We start from the raw sequence: 21,567 nt of genomic DNA, 5'->3' as shown, positions 1-21,567 counted from the left end.
CCGTACTCCGGGCGGCAGGAATGGCGGTAGTCGGGTTACCGTTCGAGTGGCCGTTGCGGGCTTTTCCCGTTTGACACGGGGGCGGGATGTACCGTCACACTCCGCAGCGTCAGCACCATCCGACCCCCGGGAGCAAGGCCTGGGGAGATTCCCCGCGTCGACCGGAGAGAAGAGCGAAGTTGTCCCCGACCAGCGACACCGCACACGGCGGCCGCCGACTCGTCATCGTCGAGTCGCCTGCCAAGGCGAAGACGATCAAGGGCTATCTCGGCCCCGGCTATGTCGTCGAAGCGAGCGTCGGGCACATCCGTGACCTTCCCAACGGCGCCGCGGAGGTGCCCGAGGAGTACACCGGCGAGGTGCGCCGCCTCGGCGTGGACGTCGACAACGACTTCCAGCCGATCTACGTGGTCAACGCTGACAAGAAGGCCCAGGTCAGGAAGCTCAAGGACCTGCTGAAGGACTCCGACGAACTCTTCCTCGCCACCGATGAGGACCGTGAGGGCGAGGCCATCGCGTGGCACCTCCTGGAGGTCCTGAAGCCCAAGGTTCCCGTCCACCGGATGGTCTTCCACGAGATCACCAAGGATGCGATCCGCAGCGCCGTCGCCAATCCGCGTGAGCTCAACCAGCGCATGGTCGACGCCCAGGAGACCCGCCGCATCCTCGACCGTCTCTACGGCTACGAGGTCTCGCCGGTCCTGTGGAAGAAGGTCATGCCGCGGCTGTCGGCGGGCCGCGTGCAGTCCGTGGCGACCCGCCTCGTCGTCGAGCGCGAGCGCGAGCGCATCGCCTTCCGCTCCGCCGAGTACTGGGACCTGACGGGCACGTTCGGTACCGGCCGCGCCGGGGACGCGTCCGACCCCTCGCAGCTGGTCGCACGCCTCACGGCCGTCGACGGCAAGCGCGTCGCCCAGGGCCGCGACTTCGACTCGCTCGGCCAGATCAAGGGTGCCAACACGCTCCACCTCGACGAGACGAACGCCCGTGCGCTCGCCGCCGCCCTGGAGAACACGAACTTCGCGGTCCGCTCGGTCGAGTCCAAGCCGTACCGCCGCTCGCCCTACGCCCCGTTCCGTACGACGACGCTCCAGCAGGAGGCCTCGCGCAAGCTCGGCTTCGGCGCGAAGGCCACCATGCAGGTGGCGCAGAAGCTGTACGAGAACGGCTTCATCACCTACATGCGTACGGATTCCACGACCCTGTCGGAGACGGCGATCTCCGCCGCCCGTGCGCAGGTCACGCAGCTGTACGGCGCCGACTACCTGCCCGCGCAGCCGCGGACGTACGCCGGAAAGGTCAAGAACGCGCAGGAGGCGCACGAGGCGATCCGTCCGTCGGGCGACCGTTTCCGCACCCCGGCCGAGACGGGCCTGACGGGTGACCAGTTCAGGCTGTACGAGCTGATCTGGAAGCGGACCGTCGCCTCCCAGATGAAGGACGCGGTCGGTAACTCCGTCACCGTCAAGATCGCGGGCACGTCCGCCGACGGCCGTGACGCCGAGTTCAGCGCGTCCGGCAAGACGATCACCTTCCACGGCTTCCTGAAGGCGTACGTCGAGGGCGCGGACGACCCGAACGCCGAACTGGACGACCGCGAGCGCCGGCTGCCGCAGGTGGCCGAGGGCGACCCGCTGTCCGCCGAGGAGATCACGGTCGACGGGCACGCCACCAAGCCCCCGGCCCGCTACACCGAGGCAAGCCTGGTCAAGGAGCTCGAAGAGCGCGAGATCGGCCGCCCGTCGACGTACGCCTCGATCATCGGGACCATCCTCGACCGCGGATACGTCTTCAAGAAGGGCACGGCTCTCGTGCCGTCCTTTCTGAGCTTCGCCGTGGTCAACCTGCTGGAGAAGCACTTCGGCCGGCTCGTCGACTACGACTTCACCGCCAAGATGGAGGACGACCTCGACCGCATCGCGCGGGGCGAGGCGCAGTCCATTCCGTGGCTGCGGCGCTTCTACTTCGGCGAGGGCGACGCGAGGGGCGCCGCCGAGGCCGGGAACGGCGACGGCGACCATCTCGGCGGCCTCAAGGAGCTCGTCACCGACCTGGGTGCCATCGACGCCCGCGAGATTTCGTCCTTCCCCGTCGGCAACGACATCATGCTGCGCGTCGGGCGCTACGGCCCGTACGCCGAGCGCGGCGAGAAGGACTCCGAGAACCACCAGCGCGCGGACGTCCCCGAGGATCTTCCCCCCGACGAGCTGACGGTCGAGCTCGCCGAGGAACTGCTCGCCAAGCCGAGCGGCGACTTCGAGCTCGGCGCCGACCCGGTGACGGGCCACCAGATCATCGCCCGCGACGGCCGCTACGGTCCGTACGTCACCGAGGTGCTCCCCGAGGGCACCCCGAAGACCGGCAAGAACGCCGTCAAGCCGCGTACGGCCTCGCTGTTCAAATCGATGTCGCTCGACACGGTGACGCTGGACGACGCCCTGAAGCTGATGTCGCTGCCTCGCGTGGTCGGCAAGGACGCCGAGGGCGTGGAGATCACCGCGCAGAACGGGCGCTACGGGCCGTACCTGAAGAAGGGCACGGACTCGCGCTCCCTCACCGCCGAGGACCAGCTCTTCAGCATCACCCTCGAAGAGGCGCTGGAGATCTACTCCCAGCCCAAGCAGCGCGGGCGTGCGGCTGCCAAGCCGCCTTTGAAGGAGCTGGGCGCGGACCCGGTCAGCGGGCAGCCCGTCGTCGTCAAGGACGGCCGTTTCGGGCCGTACGTGACGGATGGCGAGACCAACGCGACCCTGCGGTCCGGCGACAGTGTCGAGGAGATCACCCCGGAGCGCGGCTTCGAGCTGCTCGCCGAGAAGCGCGCCAAGTCGCCGGCCAAGAAGACCGCGAAGAAGGCTCCCGCCAAGAAGACGGCTGCCAAGAAGGCCCCTGCCAAGAAGACCGCTGCCAAGAAGACGACGACTTCGAAGACGGCTGCGAAGAAGGCGCCCGCCAAGAAGACCGCCACCAAGAAGACGGCGGCTTCGGAGGGTTAGTAGTAGTAGCGGTTTCCGTGGGCTGGCGGCGGCTTCGGAGGGCCGGCAGCGGCGTCGGGGGGTTGACGGCGGTTTCGGGGCGTTGACGGCGGTTTCGGAGGGCCGGCAGTGGGTTTGCCCGGGCAGCAGCAGCAGCTTGCGGATGCGGTCCCGGCAATCGTCCTCGTGTGCCTGAGGTGTGTGCCTGAGGTGTGTGCGTGACGTGTGTGCGCCCCTACACCTTTTGGTGTGGGGGCGTTCGTATGTTCGGCCACCTCTTCGGGGAGTCAGTGGGTCCGGATAGGCTGTCAGGATGACGCGAGCCGAGCAGCCAACGGCCCAAAATCCGGCCCCCGACGACGCCCTGGTCGCAGATTCCCGCGAGCGCGCCGTGCGCGCTCTGCTGCGCCAACCGCAGCTGAAACGGCTGTGGAGCGCCCAGCTGGTGGGAGGTGTCGGTGACGCCCTGGCCATGCTGGTCCTGGTCGTCCTTGCCCTGCAGGCGGCGATCGCCGAAGGTTCCTTCGGCGGTGGCTACCGCGGAGTCGCCCTCGCGGTGGCGGCCGTCTTCGGGACACGTGTTCTCGCGACGCTGCTCTTCGGAGCCGTACTCCTGGGGCCGCTCACCTCACTGACGTCCCACGAGGGGCTGCTCGACCGGCGCTGGACCATGGTCGGGGCGGACGGCCTGCGGGCCGCGCTCCTGATCGTCGCGCCTCTGTGGATCGACTGGACGCCGAGCGACGCGCTCGCCGCCATCCTCGTCGTCGCCTTCGTGACCGGTGTCGCCGAGCGGTTCTGGACGGTGTGCCGGGAGAGCGCGGCGCCCGCGCTGCTGCCTGCGCCGCCCCCGGAGGGCGCCACGGTGCGCCCGCTGCCGGACCACATGGACGCGCTACGGCGCCTGTCGCTGCGCACGGGGTTCCTGACGGTGCCGATCGCGGCCGCCGCCCTGGTCGTCGTCTCCCTCGTCAACAACCTGCTCGGCACCGGGATCGACTGGTTCGGTCAGCACCAGGCGGCGCTGGCCTCGTACGTCGCCGCGGGGCTGTTCGCCGCCTCGCTGTCGGTGCTCACCTTCCTCGAACTGCCCGACGCTCGCACCCCACGCGCGCGGTCACCTCTGGAGGGCCTGCGCCGCCCCAGGACGGGCGCGGCCCTCGACACGGGCCGCACGGGCGCGATTCCGCTGCTGGTCCTGGCCTGCGCCGCCGTCGCCGCGGCGATCGCGGCTGCCGTCGCCGTCTCCGTACTGCACGCCAAGGACCTGGGCGGCGGACCGGTGACGTACGGACTGCTGGTGCTGGCGCTGACCGGCGGTGTCGTCATCGGCATCCGTGCGGCCGCTTTCGTGTTGCCGACGCTCTCGCGGCGCAGGCTGCTCGCGCTGGCGATCGCCTTCACCGGCGTCGCGCTGCTGGCCGCCGGGCTGGTCCCTGATGTCACCACCGTGCTGCTGATCGTCGGCCTCGCCGGCATAGGCGCGGGCGTCGCGGCCAACACCGGGCACGCACTGCTCGACCAGGAGGCCGAGGACTACCGGCGGGCGCGGACGACCGAGCATCTGCACGCGGTCGTACGACTGTTCGTGGCGCTCGGCGTGCTGTTGGCACCCCTGGTGGCCGGCGGGATCGGTCCGCACCGCCTGGAGAGCGGCAAGTTCGTGTTCGCGCACGGGGGCGCCGCCTTCACGCTGATGCTGGTCGGCGCGCTGCTGCTGCCCGTCGCGGCCCTGGTGCTGGCCAAGGCCGACGACCGCTCAGGGGTGCCGCTGCGGCACGACCTGCGGGACGCGCTGCGGGGCGGCGACGATCCGGTACAGGCGCCGGCCGTCTCCGGGTTCTTCATCGCCCTGGAGGGCGGTGACGGGGCCGGGAAGTCGACCCAGGCGGAGGCCCTCGCCGAGTGGATTCGGGCCAAGGGCCACGAGGTCGTGCTGACCCGGGAGCCGGGAGCCACGCCGGTGGGCAAGCGGCTGCGGTCGATCCTGCTGGATGTGTCGTCGGCCGGTCTGTCGAACCGGGCGGAAGCGCTGCTTTACGCCGCCGACCGTGCGGAGCACGTCGACACGGTGGTGCGGCCCGCGCTTGAGCGGGGCGCCGTCGTCATCTCGGACCGGTACATCGACTCCTCGGTGGCGTACCAGGGGGCCGGGCGTGATCTGTCGCCGACCGAGATCGCACGGATCTCACGGTGGGCCACGGACGGGCTGGTCCCGCATCTGACGGTGCTGCTGGATGTCTCTCCGGAAGCGGCGCGTGAGCGGTTCACGGAGGCGCCGGACCGGCTGGAGTCCGAGCCGGCCGAGTTCCACGCGCGCGTGCGGTCCGGTTTCCTGACGCTCGCCGCCGCCGACCCGGGGCGGTACCTCGTGGTCGACGCCGCGCAGGAACCGGAGGCGGTCACCACCGTCGTCCGGCACCGGCTCGACATGCTGCTGCCCCTCTCCGAGGCCGAGGTGAAGGCCCAGGAGGAGGCCCGCAAGGCGGCCGAGGAAGAGGCCCGCCGGAAGGCCGAGGAGGAAGCCGCGCGCAAGGCCGAGGAGGAGCGGCTGGAGCGCGAGCGCCAGGAGCAGCTCGCCCGGTTGCGCGCGGAGGAAGAGCAGCGCAAGCAGCGCGAGCTGGAGGAGGCACAGCGACGCGAGGCCGAGCGCCAGGCGGAGGAGGCCCGGCAGCGCGCCGAGGAGGCCCGTCGCCGTGCCGAGGAGGAGCGGATCCGCAAGCTCGCGGAGGAGCAGGCGCGGGCCGTCGAGCAGGAGCGGCTGCGCAAGCTGGCCGCCGAGGAGGCACGGCTGCGCGCCGAGGCGGAGGAGCGCCGCCTGGAGAAGCAGCGGAAGGCCGAGGAAGCGTTGCTGCGGGCGGAGGAGGCTCGGAGAGGGGCGGAGGAAGCGGCGGCTGCGGCGGCGGAAGCTGCGGCGGCGGAGGCGGCCGCTTCGGCATCGGCATCGGCCGCGGCCGCGGCTTCCGGACCGGACTCGGGTCCGGCTTCGGGTTCAAGTTCGGGTTCGGCTCCGGGTTCGGTTTCGTCGGCTTCTGTTCCGGCCGTGCCCGACAACGAGACGACCGTGCCTACGCCGATTGTGGCGCCGTCGGGCAGGCCGGCACCTGCGGTGGATGACACGGCGGTGCTGCGGCCGGTGCGGGCTGATGAGGGCCCGGGCGGTACGCGGTCCGGCTCCTGGGCGGACACCGGTGCTGGTTCGCGGCCCGGTTCTGGGTCGGACACAGGTGCTGGTTCGCGGTTCGACGCCGAGGAGACGGCGAAGCTGCCGCAGCCGCCTGCGCCTGCGCCTGCGCCTGCGCCTGCGCCTGAGCGGGATGCGGACGAGACGGCCGTGCTGCCTCAGGTACCCCCGCGCTCGGCGGACGAGACGGCGGTACTGCCGCCCGTGGCTCCGGGTGCGGCCGATGAGACGGCCGTGCTGCCGCCGGTTCGGGACGCGGGTGCGGGCGGCAGTTCCACGGGGGATCCCGCGGGTCGGGTGCCCCCGGGCTACTTCCGTGACGAGCGTCCGACGCAGGCGCAGCGGTCCGACGATTCCGCGGACCGCACCCGCGAACTGCCCCAGGTCGACGCCGAGGGCACCCCGCGCCGACGCCCTCGCCCCGACTGGGCGGAGGAGACCCCGCTCGACGATCTCCCGACGCTGGCGGACGAACTGCTGGGCCCGCGTGATCGCGATGACGACGAGTGGGACGAGGGGCGGGGGAAGGGCGGTCGCCGCCGCTGAGATCCGGCGGTCGCCGCTGCTTCTCCTCGGCCGGGGAACTGTTGCCACTCGTCCTCGGCCGGGGGATCCGTTGCCATTCGTCCCCGGCCAGGGGATCCGTTGTCAGTCATCCTCGGCCCGGGGACTCGCTGTCAGTGGCGACCCGCACAATGGACGCGGTAAGGCGAAGTGCGACGGAAGGGCGGTGCCCCATGCCCGTGTGGGACGACCTGGTGGGCCAGGAGAAGGTGAGCGAGCAGCTCGCCGCCGCTGCGCGCGACGCCGACACCCTCGTCACGGCGATCGCCTCGGGCACCCCGCCGCCCGAGGCGTCCAAGATGACGCACGCCTGGCTGTTCACGGGCCCGCCCGGCTCGGGCCGCTCCACGGCGGCGCGGGCGTTCGCGGCCGCTCTCCAGTGCGTGAGCCCTGACCGGGCGCTGGGCGGCATCCCCGGCTGCGGCTTCTGCGACGGCTGCCATACCAGCCTGATCGGCACCCACGCCGACGTGCAGGTCGTCCGCACCGACATGCTCTCCATCGGCGTGAAGGAGACCCGTGACCTGGTCCGGCGGGCCCAGCTGTCCCCGGCGACCGGCCGCTGGCAGGTCATCGTCCTGGAGGACGCGGACCGCCTCACGGAGGGCGCGGGCAACGTCCTGTTGAAGGCCGTGGAGGAACCGGCTCCCCGTACGGTCTGGCTTCTGTGCGCTCCGTCCATCGAGGACGTCCTGCCCACGATCCGCTCCCGCTGCCGTCTCCTCATCCTGCGTACCCCGCCTGTGGAAGCGGTCGCCGACATCCTCGTACGCCGCGACGGCATCGACCCCGGCGTAGCCGCGGTGGCCGCCCGCGCGACGCAGGGCCACATCGGTCGGGCCCGTCGCCTCGCCACGGACCCGCGCGCCCGCGAGCGGCGGGCCGCCGTCCTCAAACTCCCGCTCAGGATCGACGACATCGGCGGCTGCCTCAAGGCGGCCCAGGAGCTGATCGACACGGCGTCCGAGGACGCCAAGCAGCTCGCCGAGGAAGTCGACGTCAAGGAGACCGACGAGATGAAGGCGGCCCTCGGCGCGGCCCAGGGCGGTCGTATGCCCCGAGGTACGGCAGGTGTCATGAAGGAGCTGGAGGACAACCAGAAGCGCCGAAGAACACGGACGCAGCGCGACGCACTGGACCTGGCTCTGATCGACCTCACCGGGTTCTACCGCGACGTCCTCGCCCTCCAGCTCGGCTCCCGCGTGGCTCTCGCCAACACGGAGGCCGAGGACACCCTGGAGCGGCTGGCCCGCGGAAGCTCACCGGAAGCGACCCTGCGGCGCATCGACGCGATCGCCGGCTGCCGCGAGGCCCTTGACCGCAATGTGGCCCCGCTGCTCGCGGTGGAGGCGATGACGATGGCGTTGCGGGCCGGTTGACGGGGTGGGCTGCGTCTCCGGGGCTCGGGCGTCCAGGCTTCTGAGTCGGCAGTCGGCAGTCGGCAGTCGGTCTCCGGCTCCCCGGCTGCCCGGGCTTCTCCTGCGTCTCCGAGCCCTTCTGATCTGACGCGGGCTTTCGGAACGGGCCGTCGAGCGCTACCGGCGTGGTCGGGGTCGCCGGTGATGCCCTCCCGGCCTGTGTGACCGGTTGACCGCGTCACTCGTACGAGCCCCATTGGAAGCTGTTGGTGATCAATTGATCGCGCAAGGTTACGATCGCGGGATGTACATCAGGCGCACTCCTCGGGCGGCCCGGTCCGGCCGGCCGATCAGTTCCCCTAGGCAGTCCGGTGCACTGTCCCGGACCCTCCGTGCCGGCGGCGTGCTGCTGGCGGCCACCGCGTTGCTCGTGTCGGCCTGTTCCTCGGGGAGTTCGACCACGGCGGCGACGGCGGACGCGGTACTGGCCGCGCTGCCCAGTTCCACGCCGTCGACGCTGGCGCCGTACTACGGGCAGAAACTGACGTGGCGCACCTGCGGTGTGCCCGGCTTCGAGTGCGCCACGATGAAGGCGCCGCTCGACTATGCGAAGCCGGCTTCGGGTGACGTCAGGCTGGCCGTCTCCCGGAAGAAGGCCACGGGCCCGGGGAAGAGTCTGGGTTCGCTGCTGGTCAACCCGGGTGGGCCGGGCGGCTCCGCGGTCGGCTATCTCCAGGCGTACGCCGGTATCGGCTACCCGGCGGAGGTCCGCGCCCGCTACGACATGGTCGCCGTAGACCCCCGTGGTGTGGCCCGCAGTGAGCCGGTGGAGTGTCTCACCGGCCGTGAGATGGACACGTACACACAAACGGACAGCACACCCGACGACGAGCAGGAGACGGACCAACTGGTCGACGCCTACAAGCAGTTCGCCGAGGGATGCGGGCAGCGCTCGGCCGGACTGCTGAGGCATGTCTCCACGGTGGAGGCGGCTCGGGACATGGACGTGCTGCGGGCCGTGCTGGGCGACAAGAAGCTGACGTACGTCGGGGCGTCGTACGGAACGTTCCTCGGGGCGACGTACGCCGGGCTCTTTCCCGACCGGGTGGGCCGGCTGGTTCTGGACGGTGCGATGGATCCGTCGCTCAGCGCCCGCAAGCTGACCGAGGGACAGACGGCGGGCTTCGAGACGGCCTTCCAGTCGTTCGCGAAGGACTGCGTAGGTCAGAGCGACTGCCCGCTGGGCGGTGCGGGCACCAGCGCGGACCAGGTCGGCAAGAACCTCAAGGCATTCTTCCAGCAGCTCGACGCGGCCCCGATCCCGGCGGGCGACGCGGACGGCCGCGAACTCGGCGAGGCGCTCGCGACGACGGGCGTGATCGCGGCGATGTACGACGAGGCGGCCTGGCCGCAATTGCGCGAGGCGCTCACCTCGGCGATGAAGGAGAAGGACGGCGCGGGCCTGCTCTCCCTCTCGGACGGTTACTACGAGCGTGACGCCGACGGCAGATACGCGAACCTGATGTACGCCAACGCGGCCGTGAACTGCCTCGACCTCCCGGCCGCCTTCTCCCGCCCCGACCAGGTGGAGGAGGCCCTGCCCTCCTTCGAGAAGGCGTCCCCCGTCTTCGGGGAGGGCCTGGCCTGGGCCTCCCTGAACTGTGCGTACTGGCCGGTGAAACCGACCGGCGAACCCCACCGCATCGAGGCGAAGGGTGCCGCCCCGATCCTTGTGGTCGGTACCACCCGCGACCCCGCAACCCCGTACCCCTGGGCCCAGGGCCTCGCCTCCCAGCTCTCCTCCGCCACCCTCCTCACCTACGTCGGCGACGGCCACACCGCCTACGGTCGCGGCAGCGATTGCATCGACTCCACGATCAACCGCTACCTCCTCCAGGGCACCCCCTCCACCAAGGGAAAGCGCTGCTCATAGCCCTGCCGTACCTCCCGGAAGCGACCTCCCCGGGCGTGTTCTGAGCACCCTCGGAAACTGTGTAGACTTACCGGCGTTGCTGATCGCACCATGGTGCGGACGGCGCGCCGCCTTAGCTCAGATGGCCAGAGCAACGCACTCGTAATGCGTAGGTCTCGGGTTCGAATCCCGAAGGCGGCTCTGTAAAAGCCTCAGGACTCACTCGCCGTGACCTGGGGCTTTTGCTTTTCCTTGACTTTCGGGACTGGGCGGCTGCGAGGTCGTGGAGCCTCTTGCGTGAGTGATGAGTGGCTTCCGGGGACGTACCGGGGACACGGTGCATCACCTTTGTCATGATCAATCCGCTATGCGGAGATCGTTGCGAAGGCTGGACGAGAGACGCTCGCGGTACCGCCCGGTTCGCGGGTAGGGCATGCTGGTGAACATGAGCAGCAGGTACGCCGAGGCGAAGCCGTACGCATTGCCGACGTCGCTCGCCGATCTGGACGGCCCGACGAGTGGCTCTGTCGAGCTTCCCCGGTACATCGACTGGGGTCCTCGCTACCTTTACGACCTTGCGGACGAGGCCGATGTGTTGTTGATGTACGAGCGGGTGATCCGCGAGGCTCCGGCGCAGGGCGATCTGCGGACGTACCTGAATGGAGCGCTGCTGCGGCGCATGTGGACGGATCTGTTCCTGCCGCTCCCGTTGCGTGCCGCTTGGCAGGCGAGGTTTCCCGAACTCGGCGCCATGGGGGCTTCCGCTTAGTGGACGTACTGCACCGTCGCCTCATCCGGATCGGGCTGGACGCACTGGCGGAGGACTTCGGGTACGCGTTGGCCGGCGGATACGCGGTCCAGGCTCACCAGTTCACCAACCGCATCAGTGACGATGTGGACCTGTTCGCGCCGATCGATCGGGCAACTGGCGAAATGACGGCCGCCGCGGCGCGCGTGACTGCGGCTTACGAGGCCGCCGGGTACGTGGTCGAGGTCACCCAACAGGTCCCCACCTACACCCGGTTGAGCGTGACAGACCCGACTACCGGCTCACACAGCAAGGTCGAACTGGTCGCCGAGTTTCTGCACCACCCGCCAGTGGACTCCGAACTCGGCCCTGTGCTGCACCCGGATGACGTGGCCGCAGGCAAGACCGGAGCTCTGTTCAGCCGGGCGGAGGTGCGGGATGCGGTCGATGTCGACGGACTGCTCAGAGCCGGCTACGCCAGGGAGCAGCTGATCGAGCTCGCCGCGCAGAACGATGCAGGGTTCGACCGGCGTATGTTCGCCGACGCGCTTGTCCGCATCCAGCGATACAGCGACAAGCAATTCGCCGTGTACGGCCTTGACTCTCAGGCCGCGGCGGCCATCCGTGAACAGTTCGCCCACTGGCACCAAGAACTCACCCGCTGATCACTGTGGGGCTGGGCGGGCGGGGTAGTTGCTGGTGCTGAGACGGCGGCCGCGCCGGGGGTGCGGCAGCGCGTCGGTTGGACACGTCTGCTGGCGGCTGGCTTCCGGGCACAGAGAAGTATGCAGCGCCCGGGTGGCAGTGCGTAGGTCCCGAGAACCGGGCCACGCCTGACAGTTGCGGCTTCGTCGGGACCCCTTCCCGGCAGGTCATGGTCCCCGGTTCCATGCGGGACCATCGGGGACGCTCCGGGGGCAACGGGACCCACGGGACCCACGGGGACACCCAGGGGACAGAGGGTTCGAGAGTGATCAGGAGTGGCCGGGACCGGCCGGGAACCCCAGGGTCGGAATAGTGGAACAGCGGACACAACGAGGTCGTCGAGCGTCTGCCGGCCGACATCTGCGAGATGCGCGGGTCGCGCGAAGGTGTCGGGGTTCACCAGGGCCAACGCCTGAAGGATCTGAATGTCCGGGGCCCGGCCGCCAACCCTGTCTGGGTGGCGGACCGAGCGGCCAATCCGCACGTGAGAGTGGAGGATCGAGCCCAAATAGCCCTGAAAGAAACATGATTGACAAGGCATCAGTCGAATGCGAAAGTTTGGCGTCACTGAGAAGGTGCCTCCCTTGGAGGTCTTCTCCACCTGCCGCATCCGTGCGGTCGTCGAACGATTCTTCCGCGAAGTTGAGGGGTCCCTGCTCGAGTCGGTACCGGCCGCCGTCAGCCGCGCCCTGATACGCAGTCGCCCACGTCCAGCCCGATGGGTCAACGAAGACCTGGAAGTGTCGGACGAGTTCCGCGTATTCGCTCGTTTAGGAGAAGTGCGTGAGCCGTTCAGCCTCAATACCGTCGACTTCGCCGTCGGATCAGGCCAGTGACCTGCGGTGCCGCCTTGACAGTGAGATCGAGACGCCGGCCATGTCAACGGCATGGAGATTGCCCCATCACCCGGAATGGCCGTCGTTACAGTCGGACATCGGGTCGGACCCGGCCCTCGAAGAGGCCGTCCACGGCATCCTCGCCCAGATGACGGTGGAGGAGAAGATCGGGCAGATGATCCAGCCCGACCTGGTCGAACTCACCGCCGACGACGTGCGGACGTACCACTTAGGATCGGCGCTGAACGGGGCGGGGCGCTGGCCCGGCGGAGACCGGCGGGCAGGGGCGCAGTCCTGGGCCGACACGGTCGGCGCCTTCTGGGAAGCGGCACAAGAGGGTTACAGGGACCGGCCGTTCACCATTCCGTTCATGTGGGCGAGCGACGCGGTGCATGGGCACAACAACGTGCACGGTGCCACGGTCTTCCCTCACAACATCGGGCTCGGGGCGGCGGCCGACCCTGACCTGATCCGGCGTATCGGCGCGGCCACCGCGCGGGAGATCGCCGCGACCGGCATGGACTGGACCTTCGCTCCGACCGTAGCCACACCGCGCGACCTGCGCTGGGGCAGATGCTACGAGGGATACTCCGAGGACCCTGAGATCGTCCATGTCTACGCGCGTGCAATGGTCGAGGGACTCCAGGGTGACGCCGAGGGTCTGCGTACCGATTCCCGCGTCATCTCCTGCGTCAAGCACTGGGTGGGGGACGGCGGCACCTTCGGGGGTGAGGACCGGGGCATCGCGCGGTGTGACGAGGATCTGCTCCGCAATATTCACGCCATGGGTTTCTTCTCCGGCATCGAGGCCGGTTCCCAGTCCGTCATGGTCTCCTACAGCGGCTGGGAGAGCGACGACCGGATCGAGAAGCGGGCCCACGGCAGCAGGTACTTGATCACAGACGTCCTCAAAGGTGCGCTCGGGTTCGATGGCATCGTTGTCGGCGACTGGGACGCCCATCCTTACGTGGAGGGCTGCACCCAGGGGGACGCAGGCAACGTGATCAAGGCCGGTGTCGATGTCCTGATGATCTCGACCCGCGAGAAGTGGCAGGAGATCTACCGCACTGCACTGGAGCGGGTGAACTCCGGCGACATTCCGATGTCCCGCATCGACGACGCGGTGGCGCGTGTCCTGCGGGTCAAGATGCGAGCCGGCCTCTGGGACAAGCCCCGTCCCCAGGACCGTTCCCTGGCGGGCCGGGACGAAGTGCTCGGCGCTCCCGAGCACCGTGAGCTGGCCCGCGAGTCCGTACGCAAGTCGCTCGTCCTGCTCAAACACGAGAATGACGTACTGCCCCTCGCCCGTACCGTGAAGGTGCTGGTCACCGGCAGTGCCGCAGATGCCATTGGCAAGCAGACGGGCGGCTTCACCGTCACGTGGCAGGGCGACGACGTCGACCTCGGTGACTTCCCCGGCGGGGCCACGCTGGCGGGCGCGATCAGTTCCGTCGTCGGCGCGGACCACTGCACGGTGGATCCCGGTCTGGAGCACGCCGACCCCTCCGAGCACGACGTCGTCGTGGTCGCCATGGGCGAGGACGCGTACGCGGAGATGCTCGGGACGGTCAGCCCGTGGCACACCATCGGGTACAGCGACATGAAGGCGTCCTACGCCCGCGACCTCGACATCCTGCGGAGACTGCGGAGTTCGGGTGCCACGGTGGTCACCGTCCTGTTCAGCGGACGTCCGCTGTATGTGACGGAGGAGATCAACCTCTCCGACGCGTTCGTCGCGGCGTGGCTCCCGGGTCCCGACGCGCGGGGCATCACCGACCTCCTCTTCCTGGCCGCCGACGGCGGACGGACGTACGACTTCCAGGGGCGGCTGAGCTTCAGCTGGCCTCGGGGCCGTCGCTCGACGGCCGCGAACCGTGTCCCGCGCCACATCCCCGACTACAAAGTTCCGCCGGGTGAGCAGGAACCGGTCGGCAGGCACGCACCGCTCTTCCCCTACGGGTACGGACTGACGCTGCACGGTCCGGGCGGCGCCGTCCCGTCCCCGCTGCCGCTCGACGAGGATGACGACGTACCGCAGGCTCCCCTGTTCACTGCTGACGTACTGCCGGTCGGGCCGGGTGACGCCGCGTATCCGTTCGAGGTCAGCGCCGCCAGGAACGGCCCCCAGCCGATTTCCTCGGAAAGCCGGCACGAGACCGTGTTCGTCGCGACGGAGCCGGTCTCTTTGCCTGACGGAACCACGGGGCTGTCCCTGACCTTCAAGGGCATCAGGACATTCGTCTACGCGCAGGCCGGCGGCGGCAGGCCGGTCGATCTGCGTGATCTCGTCGCCCGCGGTGGGGAGTTGTCCTTCGACGTGCGGGTCGTCGAGCCGCCGACCGAGAAGTTTCATCTGACCTGTCACAACGACTGTCCGCGGCAGCCTGCACTCGACATCTCCGACCGGCTGCATGCACTGCCCGTCGGGAAATGGACGCGGGTCGCCGTTCCGTTGGCGGAATTGGAAAGGGCGGGCGTCGACTTCGCCCATGTCGATGTGCCCTTCCTGATGTGGACGGAAGGAAAAGCCCGCCTGGACATCGGCGGAATTCAGCTCGCGGTCGCGACCGGCGGCCGCGAACAGGCGTGAAGTCGGCCGGCATCACAAAGTGGGGGAGTAATGGGTAAGCGAGTCATGTGGTTCAACGGATCATGTGTGCCGTGGGAGGACGCACGGATCCATGTCTGGGACGAGTTGGCGTTGCGCGGAGCCAATGTCTTCGAGGGGATGGCGGCGTTCTGGGACGCGACGGAGAACCGCCATCTGCTGCTGGCCGGTGAACAGCACTTGGACCGCCTGTTCAACTCCGCCCGCATCGTCGACATTCCGGCACCGGAGACCAGGAAAGAGGTGACCGCGGCGCTGGGCGAGGTGGCGTCCCAGCTGCCCGGCGACGTCTACCTGCGGCCGACCTTCTACGCCGCACGCGGCCGGTCGACCCTGGCACCCGAGAGCGCCGGGGCGATGTACATCGGCGGATTCGGGTTCAACCCCGTCACTCCGCCCCAGGTGCGCGCGGTCGTCAGCGCGCACCGCCGCTTCGGCGGTCCCATCGGGCCTCTCGCCAAGTCCGGCGGTTCCTATCTGGACTTCCGTGTGTTCGAGCGGGAGCGGGTGGAACGCGGCGCTGAGCACATCCTCATCCTGAACGAGGACGGTCACGTCGCCGAAGCCGACGGCGCCGCCATCTTGGTCGTCCGCGACAGGGAAGTGGTTGTCCCCTCGGTGGACACCGGCGTCCTGGATTCCATCACCAAGCGCATCATCCTCGACATCGCGGGCCACGCCGGCTACAAGGTCACGGAACGCCGCGTGCTGCGCGAGGAGTTGTACGAGGGGCAGGTGCTGCTCGCCGGGACGCTGCTGGGGGCTCGTCCGGTCGACAGTGTGGATGGTGTCGCCCCGGGGGACGCACGGGCGATCTCCTGTGCCAGGGAGCTGGCGGACGCCTATGACCAGCTGTGTCGCGGCGGGCATCCCCTGTCCGACATCTATCTGACGCCGCTGGCCTGAGCGGATGGGCCTCATGCGTGAGATCGGAAGCGAGACGGTTCACGGCAATCCCTGGTTCTCCATTCTGCGCAAGCGGTACGAGGACCATGTGGGGGGTAGGCACACGTACTTCATGGTCAGCAAGCCGGACTCGGTCCTGGTGGTCGTGCGCTGGGCTGAGCGGTACGTCCTCGTCGATCTGCCGCGGCAGACCTTCGGCGGCGCTCGCAGTGTCGAGTTCCCGCAAGGGGGCATCGAGCCGGGGGAGTCGCCCGAGGACGCCGCACGGCGCGAGGTGCTGGAGGAAGTCGGCCTGAAGCTTGAGGAGTTACGTCATCTCGGGACCTTTGCCGAGAGCAGCGGCTTCTCGACGACCTCCTGCCACGCGTACAGCGCCGCGGCCGTGGCGGAGGCCCATCCCACGGACAGGGATCCGTTCGAGGAGAGCATGACCGTGCGGACGATGTCGTGGAAGGAACTGCGCGAACTGGCCCGCGACGGCGGAATCCAGGACTCCGCCACCCTCGCCGCCCTGGCCCTCATAGAGGTGCGCAGCGATGTCGGCTGATACCTCGGAGATATCGGTGTCCCTCTTCATCGACGTACGCATCAGTCTCCTCACCGGCAACGTGGTGGCTCGGTTCGCGAACGCGTCGTCGGACGCACAGGACCGCCTGCTGCTGGCGGGGCTGGGTCCACTGCGATCGGTGGCGCCGCGCGGCAATGCCGGCTTGTTGCTGGAGAACGCCCGGGGTGAGCAGTGGCTCGTGGACATCGCGGAAGCGTCGGGGCTCGTCGCCTCGGTCGAACATGTCCACCGGCCCCAGAAGGCTCGTCAAGATCTTCACATCGTGTCCGGACCGGCAACAGACGGTGTCACGGTCTGAATCCACAGGACGGGAACGGCATGACACGCAGTTATGACGTCGTGGTCGTGGGCGCCGGTATGGCGGGGATGCTCACGGCACTGGGACTTACAGCGCGGGGCGTTCGGGTGATGCTGGCCGAAGAGCGAAGAATCGGAGGGGGGCAGTCCGGTCAGTCGCACGGATATCTCCACCGTGGGTACGCCTTCGGCCCGAACGAACCGTTGCTGCCCCTCCTCCTCGCCCGCGCGCGGGACCACTGGGACGCCCTCACGGCCGGTCTGACACCGATCACCCCGGAATCCGTGGTGTCGTTCTCCGACGCGTCGGAGGCCCGTCGCGCGCAGAGGCAATGGCGGGCCTCCGGACTTCCGGTGGTCCCTGTGGAGCCGCCCTCATGGCTCGGCGACGGATTCGCCTCCTCCTTCCGCAGTGAGGAAGAGGGCTACGACTTCGGTCCTGTCCTGCGTGGCCTCGAGGTGCTGACAGCGTCCACCGGTATCGAGCTCGTAAGAGGCACGGTGAGCCGCGTGGCGGAGCAACCGAAAGGCGTCGCCTGCGAGTTCGTCCACATGGACGGCAGTACGGAGGTGATATCGAGCCGCGCGGTGGTCGTCGCCGCGGGAGCGGGCGCGCCGGACCTCCTCGCCCGCTCGGGGCTGCCACCCGTCGTGCGGTGCAGGAAAGCCTTCATGCTGGTGCTGCGCGGACGCCTCCCGGTGGTCAGTGCCGTCTTCCCGGGGGGTGCGGAACACGGACTCTTCCTTGCCAGCCGGACCGGACACGAGAGCGGGACGACCTGGCTGGTCTCCGACTTCCAGTCGTTCGACAGCGCGCGGGGCTCGGGTGGCCAACTGGCCGGATGGTGGGCGCACCGCGTCCTGTCCACCCTGCGTAGAGCCGTCCAGCCGTCCTTGATGTCCGGCGTCGCCCTGATCTCTGGATATGCGGCGGTCAAGTCCAGCCTGCTGCCCAGCAGCGGCACCGTGGCACACGAGTTCAGCAATGACTTCCTCGACGGGCGGGTGGTGGTCGTCAGCCCCTCCAAACTCACCCTCGCCCCCCTGGCCGCGGAAAGCGCGGTCCGGTCGGTGATGAGCGTCGTGGGGATGCCGCTCGACGGCCTCGGGCTGGACCGTGTCCCGCCGCTGGCGGCGTACCGACCGTCCGGTGGGCCCGAACTGATCGGAACCACCGGTGAAGTGTGGGAAACCGACCTGGACGCCCTCAAGGACGTGGACCTCCTGGGCGACCTGCCCGGCATACCCACGCTCAGCTCGATTTTCCCGCACTGACTGCGAACCCCACCACTACCGAAGGGAATGGGAATGCCGCACGAATCGGCGGCCATCGTGACGCGAGGCCTGACGAAGACCTACAGAGTGAGGCGGCCGGCCACCGGGCGCTTCGGTGCGTTCAGGTCGCTCATCACCCCGGTGAGGGACGAACGCACCGTGGTCTCCGATCTGGACCTCTCTGTCGGCCGCGGGGAGCTCGTAGGCCTGCTCGGGCCCAACGGCGCCGGCAAATCGACGTCCATCAAGATGCTGACGGGAATCCTGACACCGACGTCCGGTGAGGTGTATGTCGACGGACGTGTCCCCCATCAGAACCGGGCGGACAACGCGCGGGCCATCGGGGCCGTGTTCGGTCAGAAGACGCAGTTGTGGTGGGACCTGCCGGCCCGTCACTCCTTCAGTCTGATCCAGGACATCTTCGACATCGCCCCCAGCGCCTACCAGCGACAGCTCCGCGACGTCGATCAGGTGCTGGGCATCTCGGAGTTCTGGGACACACCGGTGCGTCTCATGTCGCTCGGGCAGCGGGTCCGCTGCGACATGGCCGCGGCGGTCCTGCACGACCCCGCCATCCTCTTCCTCGACGAGCCCACGATCGGCATGGACGTGGTGGCGAAGGAACGGACCCGCGCCTTCCTGCTGCAACAGGTCCATGAACGCGGCCGGGCCGTCGTCCTGACCACCCACGACATGACGGACGTCGCCAGGCTGTGCGAGCGCGTCCTGCTGATCAACCACGGCAGGCTGGTGTTCGACGGCACGCTCGACACGATGAAACGGCAGTACGGCGCCACGCGGACCGTCAGCGTCACCTTCGGGGAGCCGGTCGCCGAGGTGCGGGTCGCGGGCGCGCGTCTGCTCTCCCACGAGGGCACCCGGGCCACGCTCGTCCCGGAGGGGGACAACACACCGGAGGACGTAGTGCGCGAACTGATAGCGGGGTTCCCCGTGGTCGGCATGACCGTGGAGGAGACGGATCTGGAAGAACTCATGCGGAACGCCTACGAGGCCAAGAACGAAACCGTCGTCGTATGAGTGCCGCTGTCACGGCCAAGCCCGGCAGCGGCCGCGCCTGGCGGATCTGGCGCATCGTGCCGCTGTACCAGACGGTCGCGTACCGAGGACGTTTCTTCCTCGCGCCGTTCATGCTCGGCGTGCAGGTCTACGTGTACTACCTGCTGTGGACAGCGGTCTACGAGGGCAAGGACACGGTCGCCGGACTCGATGTCCACCAGGCGGTGAGCTACGCGGCCCTGGCGATCCTGGTCGGGCGGATCCGCTGGAGCAACCGCATGGTCTCCAAGGATGCGCTGCCGCAGCGTACCCGCGAGGGTACGGTCATCTACTGGTTCCTCCGGCCGATCTCGCCCGGCCGCTACTACATGTTCCGGGCCGTCGGCGACATGGGATACGGGGCCATGTGGGCCCTGGCCGGCTACCTGGTCGCTCTGGCGGCCGGCGTGATCCGGCCGCCCGCGTCCGCCGAGGTGGGTCTGGTCTTCGTGGTGAGTCTCGTGCTCGGACAGATGATCCTCTACTACCTCGGCCAGCTCGTCGACCTCGCCACGTTCTGGCTGATCTCCAACACCGGGCTGACGCGCATGTACGGCTTCGTGCAGGACCTGCTCTCGGGGGTGTTCGTCCCGCTGTGGTTCCTGCCGGGCTGGCTGCTCACCACGGCGTCCGTACTGCCGTTCGCGGCGACCATCAACGTCCCCATCTCGATCTACGTCGGCCGGATCCCGCTCGCCGACGCCCCCGAGAATCTGCTGCGCGAGGTGTGCTGGGTTGCCGCTCTCGCTCTGCTGACCAAGTTCGTCTGGTCCCGCGCGGCCCGGCGCGTCACCTCACAAGGAGGCTGAACCATGACCGACACGGTCGACGCGCCCCCGCCCTCCCGGCTGAGCGCCCGAGCCGCACACACCGCCCACGTCCTGCGAATAATCCTGCGGACCACCGCGGTCAACATCCGAGGACGCCTCGAGTACCCCGGCGACTTCGCGTTCGAGATCTTCTTCGGCATCCTGTGGCAGACCTCCACGCTCGCCTTCGCCGCGGTCCTGATCACCCGGTTCGACGGACTGGGTGATTTCCCGGACGGCGGTGTCCTGCTGATCGTCGGCATGCGGCTCATGTCGCACGGACTCTTCACCATGGTCTTCGGCAACCTCTCGGACCAGTTGCTCGAACTCGTCGAGGAGGGGCGGGTCGAGGGGTACTTCCTGCGCCCCCTCTCTGTCCTGACGCAGATCCTGATCAGCCGTTTCAACATCAACGCCCTGGGCGACTTCTTCGTCGGCGTCACCGTGTGCGCCATAGCCGTACCGCAGGCCCCGGTGGACTGGACCGCCGGTGCCGTGCTCTACCTCGGGGCAGCGATCATCGGTGGCGTCTTCCTGGAAGCGGCGGTGCAACTCCCGCTGGCCGCACTGCTGCTGCGCTCGCCGTTCGCCCACGGAGTGGGAAAGTGGATCGACGACATCATGGCGACGATCGGGAACTATCCGCTGTCGATCCTCCCCACTGTGCTGCGCGGGGTCTTCACCTATGTACTGCCGCTGGCCTTCGTCGCGTACTTCCCCGTGCTCGTCCTCCTGGACAGGGAGCCGGAGCACGGCGTTCTGGGATGGGCCGCGCGGTGGTCGCCGGTGGTCTGTCTGTTGTTGTTCCTCCTCGCCAAGCGCATGTGGAACTGGAACCTGCGCCACTACCAGAGCAACGGAGGATGAGGTGAACCCCTCGGCACCCTCTCTGCCCTTCTCGCTGATCGCCACCGACCTGGACGGCACGCTCCTGCGTTCCGACCGCACGGTCGGCGAGCGGACCAGGGCAGCTCTGTCCCTGGCCGCCGCGCGAGGAGCACGGCACATGGTCGTGACGGGCCGGTCCGTCGCCTGGACCCGGCACGTCCTGGACGATCTGGGATATACCGGGCTCGCCGTCTGCGGACAGGGCGGACAGGTCTACGACGCCGGGGCGCACCGGCAGCTGACGTCCGTCACGCTGGACCGGCGGGTGGCGCGACAGGCCGTCGCCCGGATCGAATCGGTGACCGGTCCGCTGACCTTGGCCGCCGACCGGGACGGCGTGGACGGTGTGGTGGTGGCTTCCCCCGGCTATCTGCACGACCTCGCCGGCGAGACACCGATCGTGACGGACGCCGACGCGGACGAGCTGTGGGCCGCGCCCGTACGCAAGTTCTACGTCCAGCACCCGACGCTCACCGAGGACGAGTTGGCGACTGTCGTGGAACGGTTCGCGAAGGGGCTGGTCAGCGTCGTCAAGGCGGGGCCCGGTGAGGTGGAACTCCTGCCGGTGGGCTTGAACAAGGCGACCGGCCTCTCCTTCGCAGCAGGCCGCCTGGGCTTGGGCGCGGCCGACACCATCGCGTTCGGGGACATGGCGAACGACATTCCGATGCTCGACTGGGCCGCGTACGGGGTGGCCATGGCCGGGGCGCCCTCCGAGGTGAAGGAAGCCGCCGACGAGGTCGCGCCGGGCAACGACGAGGACGGTATTGCCGTAGTCCTCGAGCGGTTCCTCGGCTCCGGAAATCCCTCCGGGACACCTCTTGGTCTCAGGGGCTGTCCGGCGGACAGCCCCTGAGTGGTACGAGTACGGAAGCCCGCCC

Annotated in this window: 16 protein-coding genes and 1 tRNA gene; all 17 read left to right on the top strand. The window is 69.0% G+C overall.

The genetic code is table 11. The features are described 5' to 3' along the window. The first annotated feature begins 179 nt into the window (after positions 1–179). Complete coding sequence (gene topA, locus ACFYPC_RS10980; RefSeq protein WP_388673648.1) at positions 180–2,993, top strand: type I DNA topoisomerase; 2,814 nt, start codon at positions 180–182, stop codon at positions 2,991–2,993. Positions 2,994–3,285: 292 nt separating this feature from the next. Beyond that, positions 3,286–6,702: a dTMP kinase gene (tmk, locus tag ACFYPC_RS10975; protein ID WP_388673646.1), complete on the top strand. Its 3,417-nt coding sequence runs from the start codon at positions 3,286–3,288 to the stop codon at positions 6,700–6,702. Between the two features lie 191 nt (positions 6,703–6,893). Further along, the gene (locus ACFYPC_RS10970; protein WP_388673644.1) at positions 6,894–8,099 is read left to right on the top strand and encodes a DNA polymerase III subunit delta'; all 1,206 of its coding nucleotides are present in this window, start codon (positions 6,894–6,896) and stop codon (positions 8,097–8,099) included. 283 nt (positions 8,100–8,382) lie between these two features. Further along, positions 8,383–10,011, top strand: coding sequence for an alpha/beta hydrolase (locus ACFYPC_RS10965; protein WP_388673642.1), 1,629 nt, complete (start codon positions 8,383–8,385; stop codon positions 10,009–10,011). A gap of 106 nt (positions 10,012–10,117) precedes the next feature. Beyond that, positions 10,118–10,191: transfer RNA gene (locus ACFYPC_RS10960), tRNA-Thr, on the top strand. Positions 10,192–10,435: 244 nt separating this feature from the next. Beyond that, positions 10,436–10,759 carry a hypothetical protein gene (locus ACFYPC_RS10955; RefSeq protein ID WP_388673640.1) on the top strand — a complete coding sequence of 108 codons (324 nt, stop codon included), beginning with the start codon at positions 10,436–10,438 and terminating at the stop codon, positions 10,757–10,759. Next, complete coding sequence (locus ACFYPC_RS10950; RefSeq protein WP_388673638.1) at positions 10,759–11,403, top strand: nucleotidyl transferase AbiEii/AbiGii toxin family protein; 645 nt, start codon at positions 10,759–10,761, stop codon at positions 11,401–11,403. The genes ACFYPC_RS10955 and ACFYPC_RS10950 overlap by 1 nt, the downstream gene beginning before the upstream one ends. A gap of 624 nt (positions 11,404–12,027) precedes the next feature. Beyond that, the gene (locus ACFYPC_RS10945; protein WP_388673636.1) at positions 12,028–12,279 is read left to right on the top strand and encodes a hypothetical protein; all 252 of its coding nucleotides are present in this window, start codon (positions 12,028–12,030) and stop codon (positions 12,277–12,279) included. Between the two features lie 148 nt (positions 12,280–12,427). Beyond that, on the top strand, positions 12,428–14,869 hold the full coding sequence (locus tag ACFYPC_RS10940; protein WP_388673634.1) for a glycoside hydrolase family 3 N-terminal domain-containing protein: 2,442 nt from the start codon (positions 12,428–12,430) through the stop codon (positions 14,867–14,869). 30 nt (positions 14,870–14,899) lie between these two features. Then, complete coding sequence (locus ACFYPC_RS10935) at positions 14,900–15,793, top strand: aminotransferase class IV (RefSeq protein WP_388673632.1); 894 nt, start codon at positions 14,900–14,902, stop codon at positions 15,791–15,793. A gap of 13 nt (positions 15,794–15,806) precedes the next feature. After that, the gene (locus ACFYPC_RS10930; protein ID WP_388673630.1) at positions 15,807–16,340 is read left to right on the top strand and encodes an NUDIX hydrolase; all 534 of its coding nucleotides are present in this window, start codon (positions 15,807–15,809) and stop codon (positions 16,338–16,340) included. After that, a complete protein-coding gene (locus ACFYPC_RS10925) occupies positions 16,330–16,659 on the top strand; it encodes a hypothetical protein (protein ID WP_388673628.1) in 330 nt (109 codons plus the stop codon). The genes ACFYPC_RS10930 and ACFYPC_RS10925 overlap by 11 nt, the downstream gene beginning before the upstream one ends. A gap of 20 nt (positions 16,660–16,679) precedes the next feature. Continuing rightward, on the top strand, positions 16,680–17,933 hold the full coding sequence (locus tag ACFYPC_RS10920) for an FAD-dependent oxidoreductase (protein ID WP_388673626.1): 1,254 nt from the start codon (positions 16,680–16,682) through the stop codon (positions 17,931–17,933). Between the two features lie 33 nt (positions 17,934–17,966). Further along, positions 17,967–18,971 carry an ATP-binding cassette domain-containing protein gene (locus ACFYPC_RS10915; RefSeq protein WP_388673624.1) on the top strand — a complete coding sequence of 335 codons (1,005 nt, stop codon included), beginning with the start codon at positions 17,967–17,969 and terminating at the stop codon, positions 18,969–18,971. Beyond that, positions 18,968–19,798 (top strand): ABC transporter permease, encoded by an 831-nt coding sequence (locus ACFYPC_RS10910; protein ID WP_388673622.1) that lies wholly within the window; start codon positions 18,968–18,970, stop codon positions 19,796–19,798. Before ACFYPC_RS10915 ends, ACFYPC_RS10910 begins: the two co-directional genes overlap by 4 nt. Before the next feature lie 3 nt (positions 19,799–19,801). Next, the gene (locus ACFYPC_RS10905; protein WP_388673620.1) at positions 19,802–20,665 is read left to right on the top strand and encodes an ABC transporter permease; all 864 of its coding nucleotides are present in this window, start codon (positions 19,802–19,804) and stop codon (positions 20,663–20,665) included. 1 nt (position 20,666) lies between these two features. Then, the gene (locus ACFYPC_RS10900) at positions 20,667–21,542 is read left to right on the top strand and encodes an HAD family hydrolase (protein WP_388673618.1); all 876 of its coding nucleotides are present in this window, start codon (positions 20,667–20,669) and stop codon (positions 21,540–21,542) included. The last annotated feature ends 25 nt before the right edge of the window (positions 21,543–21,567 follow it).

It is taken from the genome of Streptomyces sp. NPDC005808 (genome assembly GCF_042871385.1).
Taxonomy (GTDB): domain Bacteria; phylum Actinomycetota; class Actinomycetes; order Streptomycetales; family Streptomycetaceae; genus Streptomyces.
This window is presented reverse-complemented; position numbering and strand designations above follow the sequence as displayed.